Origin of the sequence: Bacillus sp. 2205SS5-2, assembly GCF_037024155.1 — a bacterium.
GTDB lineage: Bacteria > Bacillota > Bacilli > Bacillales > Bacillaceae_K > Bacillus_CI.
This window is the reverse complement of record NZ_JAYKTS010000059.1, coordinates 1-11,714: the sequence shown is the minus strand read 5'-3', so window position 1 is coordinate 11,714 and position 11,714 is coordinate 1. Positions and strand designations below refer to the sequence as shown.

Sequence of the window (11,714 nt, the reverse complement as noted above, 5' to 3'; positions counted from 1 at the left end):
ATCGGTTTCGTAAACGGGGTTTTATCCACCAAAAAAGAGGCGACCTCAGACCTGCATTAACAGGATGAACGGTTTAATGCATCATTAAACCGCTAGACCCCATTTTCATTCATTGCGGTGTCTGACAGGACATGGGGTTTCGTAGGTAAATAAACCGCTATAAAGATAGTATTCAAATCAATTTTTGTATTTTCTTTTGGATGTGACCCTGCAAAATGGAGAATTCCTTTGAAGAAAAATTCAATTGCTACCGTGTATATGAAAAGGACATAGCCCTCTATATACTAATAATTAATTTGATCAATTTCATATTACCTATATATCGCCAATAGGATACTACATATAGTTGAATTAAACCGTCTTCAACTATATGTTCGCAGGATAGGGCTAGTTAATTCCCTCATATAATCGTCTCAATTACCAAGTGTTAAAATTATTTTGTTCATGATAATGGATGAATCCATGCTTTTCAGCAAATTCACGAGATTTCTTTTCATCAACAAAAGAGACCGTGAACACGTCAAACGGATGTAGGTTCTTCAATTTTTTCAACTTATGAACTTGGATAATTCCCCAATCATCTTCATTTAACTCGTAATCCTGAAAATCCTCCCACATGATCGCATCCATATAGGGATGCGTGTATTCCATAAATAAGTTGATTCCCCAGTTTTGTATCATCAATATGTTTGGATAACGGTCTTTTACTTCCTCCAACAACTCTAGTAATCCAAAGACTTGCTGCTCATAAATATCGGCATCCTCTTTAAAATAGTCATCTATATCACCAACCGTATCAAAAAAAACACCATCAAATCCCTTTTCGATGATTTGATCATTCAGTTCTTCGAGCAAAAGATTTCGATAATGCTTGGATGTAATGTTCATAAGATAGGACTGCCATTTTTCAAAATAGACTTTTTCACCCTGTTGACGAAAATAATCTTCTTCTCTCCATTTCCTCATCATGGTTTCATTCCATGTACCAGCCTCCATAATCGAGAGATACCCATAAACCTTCGTACCTGACTTTTGAAGAGCCTTCACAGATTTAGCCTGATAAAAGTTCGGCTCTACAATCAGTACATCATATTTATTCATTTCCTCCATAATTGTCTCTGTCGGTTGATCGTAGAAGATCTTATAGGATAGCTTTTCCTCTTGGTTAAAGAATTGAAATACCACAACCCCGACTAATATCAAAATACTTAAAATTACTAGCATTCTTCCCATGAAAAGCTCCTTTTTAAGCCATCGGTTCTCATTTAATAAGGGACTCTCTTCCCTTTGAAACTAGAACCACTTCAAAGCAAAAGAAAAAGTGGTCCCAGCTTTCTGTAAAGCAAGAACGAGATCACTTCGAATGAATACGACTAAAGACGATTGCTACTCGATGAAAGAACTTCCCTTCCCCTTGTGAACTACTTGGAGAAAAAGCGTAGAAGTCGAGTTTTTCTACATACCTCATTAAACGAAGTGCCGCGTAAATAAAGGCAAATAAAGATCCAAGCGCAAAGCTTAAACCATAAGCTTCAGACCCGAATGGCAACATAAAATAGGTTAAAATCAAAATACTTCCAAAAAAAAGTATTGACGTACGAAGTGCACCTTTGTGGTCTTCGAAATAAAGAAGGAGTAACTGGAAAACCAAGACCATCCCATTGCAAAAAGCACCGAGTAAGGTTAACCGAAAAATGCGTAGAAAGGTGGGATCGGCTTTGAGCCCACTAGCGATTAAGCTCGAAAATAGCAGGATAAGAAAGGTGACAAGTCCTTGGTTACGTAACAATCGATATAATTCTTCTTTCAACACATGTATCATGCGTTGATGCGATCGCTGAATTTGCTTTAGCGTTCCTCCCTGATTGATGTATCCATAAAAACTTCGATACCTAGGATAAAACCTAGTTTCAACCGAAATCACAAAAAACATTAAGGTAGGTACGATACTCAAATAAGACCAGAATACCGCCGTATCATACACCATATGATATCGAAAAAAACCATACAACTCCTCCGACCCTTCTCCCCACCAAATAAACCAATTGGCCACCCACAAACCAGCTGAATAAAGAAAGCCAATTCCGACAAATCTTGGTAAGCGATCAAAATAGGAATAATAATCCAATCTATCCTTTTTCCCACGAAACTTAAACGACCGATTTAAAGCAATAAAAAGCATGGTTAACGTAATCGACATCCCTAAAATAAAGGGAAGCAATAAAATGGCCCCTGACTCAAACAACTTCAAATTCTCAAATGGAACAATAACCGTTAATAGATAGGTACCAAGAACAACCACAACTCCTCCCCATAAAAAACTATAGGAAACCATCCGATAATCTTTAAGTGCAGAGATGTATAGAAATGCGACCCAAATTAACCCCATTATTAAGTAAAATAAAATTAACTCTAGCTCATAATAGAGAGGCATTGGCGAATAAAGGATCAAAAAAACAGCGAACGGTAGACTTAACCAAATATGGGTTGTGCTCATGCCTAAAAAACTGGAATACACTTTATCATATTGTTTATGGTATAAGCTGTCGGCCATGAATCTAGTCACCGTTAATTGCTGCAGGCTAAAAACCACTTGGGAAAAAATGAAAGCATAGGCTAAGGATATGGTTAATAAATCAGTTATATCTTGATTACTAATAACAAGAAGTTTCAGAAACCATTTCGATAAGGAGATTGACAAAATGATCAATAACCATGGACCCGATGTAACAAACACAGCAAAGCCATATGCTTTGATTCTTGAAGAATAATAATCTTCCCTAAACAATTTTTGAAGTTGAAATCCTATTCCAGCCATGTGCTCTCCCTCCCTTCATAGATAGAGCGGTAGGAGTGAATCATATCCTTCTGTTGATAATACTCATTCACTCTTCTTCGACCGATTTCCCCCATTTCCCTTCGTTTACCTTCATCCGCTTTCAACACTTCAATCGCATCTGCTAATTGCTTCGGTGACACTGGTGGCACAATAATGCCTGCTCTTCCTAACTCATCGTTTTCATCTCCATACAATAGCTCTCGACAGGCTCCAACATCTGTTGTAATACACGGAACACCATAGGAAAATGCCTCTAAAATAGAAAGAGGCTGTCCTTCTGAAATGCTAGAGAGTACACAAACATCAAACATCGGTAGAAAGGTGTCTACCTTTACTTTCCCAAAAAACTTTACCTCTTCTATTAAATTTAACTCCTGAAGAAGCTGTAAACATTCCTCTGCATATTCTTTATCTTCTGTTAAAGGGCCTAAAATAGACCACTTCACATTTTGCCCCCTTCCTTTTAGTTCCTTTGCCGCATAGAGCATCGTTTTAATATCTTTAATCGGTACTACTCGAATGACAGACCCAATATGAAAAACACTTGTTTTTTTTGCTTCATTATGTTGAAGGGATGGAATTACTACCCCATTTTTTATAAGAAGTTGCTTCCCCGGAGAGGCCCCCTTACTTCGTTGCACTTTTGCATTTCGTTCAAAGAGGGTGATAATTTTCTCTGCCTGATTATATGTTATTTGCCCAAGATGATGAAAAAAATCCATCCATCTTCTTTTAAAAATAGCTGGGATCCATTCTGCTAATAGTATTTCTTCTTCTCTTTCTCTTGTATATATACCATGTTCAGTTAGGATTAACGGTATGTTTTGCTTTTCTGAAATAAATGATCCTACTAACCCAGCATACCCTGTGGAAACGGAATGAATGGTATCAAGCTTAACAAAATCATCTTGTAAACAGGCTAAAATAGGCAGATACATCCCTTGCAACATATAAAAATACTCGATTAAACTATAATCTTGAGATTCACCCTCATAGCAAATTTGCAAGATTCTCCAATAATTTTCAGTTAAAAAAAAGCGTGAAGGATGCTGTAATTGCTGATTAATTTTTGCGAGTAGAGTCAAAGCTTGTGGGTCAGTTGTTTTCATCGTAAAAAATTGGGTTAGCAATTCTTCTTCTTCTTTCGTTAATAATAACTTTCGCTTACGTTTTAATTCCTTTAAACTTAAATCAATTGAAAGAACAATATGTTTGCTTACATTTTCAGGAAAATCATATTGGGGCACAAGGTCTTGATTGCGAGCCACAATCGAAAACACATAAAATTCATGCTCCTTCATAGAAGAGATGAGTGTATGAACCCAACTTGAAACTCCTCCACTAACATAGGGGTAGGACCCCTCACAAACCATACCTATTTTCAAATCAATCTCCCTCCTCTACTCGTTGAGCATCAGATTGAATCATTAATTGAATAGGAAGTTCATTCAATTGAACCATAAACAAACCCTTATTTAATTGATACACTGATACGTTTTGATTATTAGGTTCTATTTCTCCCTTAAAACCGTTTAAGCGAATCAATAAATTATAAGGTTTCGGCAACTCTCCTTGTATAAAGAGTGTATTCTCAGAAATCGCAATCGTTGGTTGTGCCTCTAAATAGGCTCGTAAATAGCTCGCTGCTTGACGTGCTGTGTAAGAGGAAAGAATCGGAACGACCTTATTGGTTTCGGTTAAAAAGTCATCAAAGTCTTGATACAAATTATTCCATGTTCTCCCTTCGGCACGTTCTTCATCTAGAAAATCATCCGGGTGAATAAAATGACTGAACATCCCAAAATTGGCCAATGCATCAGCCTTAGCATACTCTTCAACCTCCTCTAGATTGTACCCACTAGAAATACGGGGCAAATGAAAAATGGAAGAGTCCTCTGTATCTACTTCATACTCTTGGATCAAAGAAGCTGTTCCCTCTTCCCCGTTATATAAGGATGAAATAACTTCGAGTGATTCCACTTCTTTTTTTAGCGCAGATAAACCCGTTTCATTTATGATATTGGACGGTGGGACATATGTGTAGAACTGTTGATTTGGATAATATTTTTTCATAATCTCTTCCATGTTGGCTAAACTGTTCATCATCTGTTGCTTGTTTCTCCATGGAACATACCCTAACTCCTCGTCAACTGGTTCATTTTTTGTCACAAGTGATTGATGATTATATCCATGTAGACCTAATTCATGTCCGTTTAAAAATATATCTCGGCCATAAAACAATAAGCGATGATTCAACCCCTCTGAAATAAGTGGACTATTTGGTTGGTATGTATCGGTATACAATCCAATCATTGCGGACGTATACTTTAGATCATGCTTTTTAGCAAGGTCCTTCATTTGCTTCCACCAAATATTTTTAAAAAATGACTTTGTCGATACATTGAATTGTTCTCTAATTTGCGAAAACTCCGCCCGGTAAGGTGCGGGGAAATCATCAATAAATACCACTTCAACTCCGGCAAAACTACTCACAAAGACAGGAGGAAGGAGACTGAGGGATTGAAGAAAGAGGCCCCTAGAAAGTTTCGTTTCTAACCATGTCGTATTCCAGAAGCCAATTTTCCCTTCACCTTGTTCATACGTCCAGAAAATTGGCACTCCTTCACTTTCTATATAAAGCGTAGTCTCTTTTTTTAGTGTCATATCTAAAGAGCTATGTGCGATAAAGTTCTCTGCGTCGTTTTCATGGGGAGAAATATCTTCGTATGCAGGAAACAAATTCTCTTTGAAGGTCAGCCCAAAAATGTCCTCTGTCATATAATCCCCCTGCTTTTCAGCTCCCGCCCATTCACTCCATTTTGGGCTGAAATCCCGTTTAGTAATTAACAGTCTTCCTCCTTTTTCTACAAACGATGTTATAACGTCAAAGGGATATTCACTGTACGATTCTTCGACCGTTATTAAGATTTTATAGGGCGTGGGGGTGAGAGTCGATAGGTCCTTTTCTTTGATTAGTTGAAAAGGTAAACGTGCATTATTCAAAGCGACTTGAATTTGATTTGATAGTGAACTTTCTGTTCTCGGCTCAATCAAATAAATCTGCAAGGAGATATCTTTAATTGATTGTTCTTGTGACAACATAGTTTCGACTTTTAATGGTTGGTTTCCACTTATCTCATTATAAAAAAATGACGGGGTCGTACTAAACATTTGGAGAAATAAAATGATAGTAACTATGACACCAAATACTCCCCATATAATCACTTTATATTTCATCAAGTTCGATCTCCTAACTGTTGCAAAGCAATCTGAAACTCAATACTAGTCTTTTTAAGTAAATTTTCACGTTTAATGCAGTTAATAACCACCTGAGCTTTCTTCCAGAGGTTTTGTTGAACGTATTGTTGAAAAAGTAATTCCAAAGCGTGTACATCATTCGGAAATAGTTTGGCCGTCTCAATCAATTTTTTTTCAGCATTATCAAACTCATTTAAGGCTAAATGTACTTCAGCCAATAGAATGTGAAATTTTGGATTTTCTTGTTTATGATGAGCAATAAAGGACGTTAAAAGCGTTAAATGGTCATAAATTATTTTGGTCCGGTCTAAGCCTTCAAGAATATCACTTTTCCAATAACCCTCTAACACAGATGACATTGTGACATAATACCTCACTGAATCCGGGTGATAAGCATTATTAGTTTGTTTGATTTTTTTCAGAAAACGATCCTTTAATAAGTTTATCGTTGTTGATGCGTAGTGAGATACCTCTGTGTCTTTAACATTCAATGCTTTTTTGAGATAAAGTCCCTGTTTTTGTTGAAGTAAATTCATGTGCTTAATAAGGAATTCTTGGGACAATAAGGGGTTATGACTTTGAATAGATAAGTCGATTGGAATTATTTCCCTCGCTTCTTCAGCCTGCTGTCTCCATTCATAAAAATGTTCGATCTTAAAGTCCAAATATTGCTCATAGTCCGTTATGTTTTCCGACTTACTTCTACTTAAAACCATAAAAGATACGACGCCAAACAATAATCCAAAAAAGGGAATGAGCAATGATAACAATCGTATATAGGCTATTACGCCTCTATTTTCTTCATGAACCAGATACTGCCAAATATAAGTAACGACTACACTGATAATCATATTGATGAAAAGAACCCAAAGAAGGATTTGACTATTCATAGAGCATCACCTGTTCAATCGCTGCTTTTAATAACCTTTTTTTAATATCTCCTTCAAATAGAGGCAGTGTTCCTGGCAACAGAAAATGGACAGTCATTTCTTTTAAATCTAATCCGACTAGATCGACTTCTCGTAATTGATGATCAAATACGTCACTTAGATACTGAATGACAGACGTTTTATGATTAGGCAATGCTACTGTGAAATAGGAAAATGGCTGACCGAGGTCTCTATACCGTTCTTGTTCTAGATTCAGCCGCTCGTAGAAGTACTCCATCGAAACAAATTCAGTCCCATCTACTCTACTTGCTAATCTCTGTTTTTCATCTTTTTGTAACGTTTTAGTCAATGGATCGGCAATAAATTGAATCATCCAACGTAGGATTTCAAGGCCTTCTGCCGTTAAACGAACAAAGTCCACCTCATGAATCATTAAAAGAAATTTTGTTTCGTCTTCAATGATGATTGGAGCTGTTATTAAAGGTGTTTGATCACTATGATCTTGTTCGATGTTTTTGACGTAAATCGTCTTTTCTTCAACTGCTTTTTGAAAAGCTAACGGAATGTTTTCAATGAAGATAGTCTTAGCAATCGTTTCTTCACGGCTCATATCGATTTTCAGTCTTAAAACTTGCAAGGAGCTATCGACGTGGTAAATGCCAAATGAGTTGGCCCCGTAGTACGATTGAATGATACGAGCAGCTTCATTTAGTACTTTTTCCGATACGTCTTGATCGAGCATCGTCATCATTGAATGGACAGTCGCTAAATTGTTTTCTGACTGAAGAATCTTTTTCTTTAATAAATCATTAGCTTCTCTCATTTCATGCAACGTTAACACCGCTTCATCATATTTTTCCATCCATTCCTCTTTTTCATAAGTAAGATCCTCATATCGCTCTTGAAAATTGGTGCGATATAAGCCTAAAGTGAGACCAAGAAATAAAAAATAAGCATATAATACCTGATTTTCCGTTGTGTAAAGAGTAAAAAGCCAATCTTGACGTGCAGAAAATTCACTATACAAATGTAAGACTATCACGGCAAATATTGCGGCTAATCCCATTGTTAACCCGTATCGAATTGAGAATAATAATATGGAGAACGTATAAATAAAAACGGAATAGGATTCGAATGAGACATTGGTTTGTATAAGAAGTAAACAAATAAAAAAGATTAACCATTCTATCCATTTTTGTCTACGCCTTTTTTGTGAATATACGATATTTCCTTGATTCACCAGTTCCCCTCCTTTCACTTTAATTTTCAGACAAAAACACGGACTATACATACACGGTTTACTCTGTAGCCTATGTACACCTTGAATCTCTTCAGTAGCGTAATGTTTCGTTGCTACTAATACATCGTTCCATTATTTTTAGCGATACCCTTATAATGCCCAACAATAAAAGAGAACGATCAAAATACCTGTTGATCGTTCTGGTATTTGTTATACTGATCTAGAGAAGTGCTGACTTGTTTTACTTTTGGATTTAGCTTGTTTTATCCATAGCCTTCTTTTTTCAAAATAAAGGGATTCAAAGGAAGTTGTACTTCATCAGACCCTCCAAGGTAAGTTTGATGAAAGATCATTTCATGTCTCCGTGATTTTATCTGTTTTAGGGGTGTGTCCTTTTTCTAGGGAATGTTGTTATTGAGATTGGATACACGTAGCCACCTTGCTTGGCCATTTGTTTTTGTTTACATTCGGTGCCTTTATTTTACTACTATACTTTTTTTCCGAAAGAACGCCATCTAAAAAACTATCTCCTTAAGGGTAAAATAACGAGCGTATTATTACTGATTGTCATGATTGTGAGCAATGCCTTTTTAACTCTAGATGCATCCCTGCTGCATTTTTTCATTTAAATCCAACAATTTTAAAACGTCAGAATTATGACAATTCATTTTTTAATTAAGCTCTTTTCGTACACCTTGTGGCAATTTCATCTGATTTTTGATTAAATCGCCCATTTCACCGTTTATAGACTGGTTCGAAAAGCAACAAACTTTGCGAAAACAGCCTTTTATTAACATTCCTCTCTTATTTCGGTTTCATTTTCAAGTCAAAAAAAGGACTTTGTCTTTGTTAACCATGCACCTGTAATCGGTCCTTTATTGCTATTATTTTCTCAGAAAGGAAGGATTCAAAAATGAAGTATATACGCATTCCCAAAGAAGAAAGAGACGAAATCGCCCTCCTCATTCAGCAATTTTTTTATGAACAAAATGGAGATGAGATTGGCGAAATCTTTGCTGAAAACCTTCTAGATTTCATGTTAAAAGAAATTGGTCCCTATCTGTATAATCAAGGTGTTGCTGACGCCAAGGATGTTCTTGAGCAAAAATACATTTCAATGGAAGAAGATTTATATGCCTTAAAGAGACCGACAAACATTAGAAGATAATTGTGAGGATCCATCCGTGATTAACAAAAGCGGATGGTTTTTTAATATTTGAATCATGAAGGTTTCTATTTACTGACTAATTGGGAGATAGGACTATCATCTAAGAGATCTTATCTTGTATTATAAAGGAAAATAATAGGTATACAGGGATAAGTTTGAGGAATAAATGAGAGGAATTGTTGGTGATCATTTAGGACAGGTATTTTTACGAATATTTTTTTAGGTTCCTTTCGTATACATTTTAGCTATTTCATCTGATTTTTGACTAAATCTTGCATTCCCCTGTTGATTTCCATCAAATGCAGACGAATCTAGCTGCAGTGGCTAGGAACTAGGGCATTTGTCAGTCCACTACGTGAAGCAGGCTTCACTACATGTTCTGCCAGATGCCTGCCGTCCCTGGGCAGCACTTCCGCATTTCGTAAATGATGCCGAAACAAAGCTATATCATAGATTATTAACGAATACGAAAAGCCACAAACTTTGCGAAAACAGCCTTTTTAAAAATATACTCGATGTCATTCACATAAATGAAGGGTAGGTTCGCAAAGTTAGTTGGTTTTCTGTGCATTTTTCGTCTATTTTTGAACAATAACAATTCCAAAATAGAAGATTCAAACAAAAATTAAAGAGCCAGCATGTATACATAAAGAGTTTCGAGAAAAGATCAAACAGTACAATTCTCGACCTTTAGCTCCTCGGCCTAACTCCTAGAAATAAACTTAGCTGGAGGAGGTTGAAGAAGCTGAAGTTAAAGACTTAGATGGAATGTAATGGTTCGTTTTCAGTATACCGAAGAGCATAAACTTCGAAAAATCTCTTACTTAACCGCTTTTTCTAATAGCCGAAACGAAATAGATTGCTCTGCATTCAGTTCCGCCTTAATACCATTTGGCAAGATATACATCGGGTCAGTGTGTCCAAAATCTGCTCCGACAATGATTGGAAAGACATGACCGTCAGTTACACGAAGGAGCAAAGATTCTAGTTGGCCATCTTTAAATCCAACTTGTTTATGAAAACGGCCGATGATTAGACCGGCTATTTGGTGATACACACCCATTTGTCTTAATTGTGTAAAGAAACGATCGAGAAATGCTGGTGACTCCTCTTCGTCATCCTCTAAACATAAAAGAACTCCGTCCATATCTGGAAAGTACCTAGTTCCGGCTAGTAATAGTAAGGTCGATAAGTTTGCTGCTACAATAGATCCTTTCGCCTGTCCACTTTTCACTACTTTCATGCCGGTATGTGAAACCGTTTTTCGTTTCCGATCATCGTCTTCATCCCACATTAAAGTTTCATATATACAGGCATCTGAACTTTCATAGTTCACTTCATCCCCTTCCACAAGGAGATCAAAAAAATATTTTTTGGTAAAAGGAAGTAGTCCATCAAATTCGCCAAATTGTACTAGGACAGATGGCCCAAGGTAGGTCACCAGATTCGCTTTCTTCAGTATGGCTAAATGTAGAGAAGTGATATCACTATACCCCAGCAATATTTTGGGGTTTTGTTGAATTAAGTTAAAATCTAACTGTTCTAACAATTGATGCGAAGAATAGCCGCCGATCGCGGTGATAATGGCTTTTACCCCTTTATCCGTGAATAATTCATGCAAATCATCCACTCGATCTTGAATACTTCCAGCCATATAATCGGTTCGTTTTAAGGCATTTGTGGCCACTTTCACCTGGAAACCTAGTTCTTTTATATGATCAATTCCTCGTTGAAATCGTCGTGGGCATAGGGCAGCCACACCTGAAGCAGGTGAACAAATACCGATCGTGTCTCCTAATTGAAGTTTATCTGGCATGATCATACAACCAATCCTTTCATTTCCATTTTTGATCTTATATAGTAGAATAATTGTTTTCTAGTAAAAGAACAAGCAGATGCAATGCAATATTTATCGACCAAAGGGAAAACTTTATTGGTTTGGATATCGAATGAATGAAAGAAATTACGGAACTGACCGGAATATGTTATAACTTTCACACTATTGGTCCTTAGTGTGACTCTATCTATTTATATGGCTGTATTCGCTAAGTTTGTTTCTTTTCGTACCAATCAATAAATGGTGATAAAGCATCGTTTCCATTTTTTTTTTTGATGGGTAGCACGATTCAAGCTAAATTTAATAATGAGTATCCCTTTTGCTCAGAATTTTGTAAGGATGTCCAGATTGTTGACGAAAGCAATGCTAGTCTAGTACTTGAAGAAGTTTACTATGAACAAGTTTATTTAATCGCTTTAATAAAAGTTTTTCATTTTATCGAACTTGTAGTGAATCCGTTAGCACAGCTAAAAAACTCTTAT

Annotated in this window: 8 protein-coding genes; 1 reads left to right on the top strand and 7 read right to left on the bottom strand. The window is 36.5% G+C overall.

Features of this window, described 5'->3' with window-relative positions:
- Window positions 1-417: 417 nt before the first annotated feature.
- From U8D43_RS20655 to U8D43_RS20630, 6 genes are all read right to left on the bottom strand, one after another.
- Entirely contained in the window at window positions 418-1,233 is an 816-nt protein-coding gene (locus tag U8D43_RS20655) for a glycoside hydrolase family 191 protein (protein WP_335873036.1), read from the bottom strand.
- Window positions 1,234-1,354: 121 nt separating this feature from the next.
- Entirely contained in the window at window positions 1,355-2,818 is a 1,464-nt protein-coding gene (pelG, locus tag U8D43_RS20650) for an exopolysaccharide Pel transporter PelG (protein WP_335873035.1), read from the bottom strand.
- On the bottom strand, window positions 2,806-4,224 hold the full coding sequence (gene pelF, locus U8D43_RS20645; RefSeq protein ID WP_335873034.1) for a GT4 family glycosyltransferase PelF: 1,419 nt from the start codon (window positions 4,222-4,224) through the stop codon (window positions 2,806-2,808). The genes pelG and pelF overlap by 13 nt, the downstream gene beginning before the upstream one ends.
- A 1-nt stretch (window position 4,225) precedes the next feature.
- Window positions 4,226-6,076, bottom strand: a complete 1,851-nt coding sequence (locus U8D43_RS20640; RefSeq protein WP_335873033.1) for a DUF2194 domain-containing protein — start codon at window positions 6,074-6,076, stop codon at window positions 4,226-4,228.
- On the bottom strand, window positions 6,076-6,987 hold the full coding sequence (locus tag U8D43_RS20635; protein ID WP_335873032.1) for a tetratricopeptide repeat protein: 912 nt from the start codon (window positions 6,985-6,987) through the stop codon (window positions 6,076-6,078). Before U8D43_RS20635 ends, U8D43_RS20640 begins: the two co-directional genes overlap by 1 nt.
- A complete protein-coding gene (locus tag U8D43_RS20630) occupies window positions 6,980-8,227 on the bottom strand; it encodes a hypothetical protein (RefSeq protein ID WP_335873031.1) in 1,248 nt (415 codons plus the stop codon). Before U8D43_RS20630 ends, U8D43_RS20635 begins: the two co-directional genes overlap by 8 nt.
- Before the next feature lie 913 nt (window positions 8,228-9,140).
- Here U8D43_RS20630 and U8D43_RS20625 point away from each other — a divergent pair.
- Window positions 9,141-9,395, top strand: a complete 255-nt coding sequence (locus tag U8D43_RS20625; protein ID WP_335873030.1) for a DUF2164 domain-containing protein — start codon at window positions 9,141-9,143, stop codon at window positions 9,393-9,395.
- Window positions 9,396-10,215: 820 nt separating this feature from the next.
- Here the strand turns inward: U8D43_RS20625 and U8D43_RS20620 are convergent.
- Window positions 10,216-11,211 (bottom strand): S66 family peptidase, encoded by a 996-nt coding sequence (locus U8D43_RS20620; protein WP_335873029.1) that lies wholly within the window; start codon window positions 11,209-11,211, stop codon window positions 10,216-10,218.
- Window positions 11,212-11,714: the final 503 nt, after the last annotated feature.

Excerpts from the sequence above, each read along its gene's own strand:
- U8D43_RS20620 (WP_335873029.1), bottom strand. The coding sequence starts at position 11,211 with ATGCCAGATAAACTTCAATTAGGAGACACGATCGGTATTTGTTCACCT.
- U8D43_RS20655 (WP_335873036.1), bottom strand. The coding sequence starts at position 1,233 with ATGGGAAGAATGCTAGTAATTTTAAGTATTTTGATATTAGTCGGGGTT.
- U8D43_RS20635 (WP_335873032.1), bottom strand. The coding sequence starts at position 6,987 with ATGAATAGTCAAATCCTTCTTTGGGTTCTTTTCATCAATATGATTATC.
- pelG (WP_335873035.1), bottom strand. The coding sequence starts at position 2,818 with ATGGCTGGAATAGGATTTCAACTTCAAAAATTGTTTAGGGAAGATTAT.
- U8D43_RS20640 (WP_335873033.1), bottom strand. The coding sequence starts at position 6,076 with ATGAAATATAAAGTGATTATATGGGGAGTATTTGGTGTCATAGTTACT.
- U8D43_RS20625 (WP_335873030.1), top strand. The coding sequence starts at position 9,141 with ATGAAGTATATACGCATTCCCAAAGAAGAAAGAGACGAAATCGCCCTC.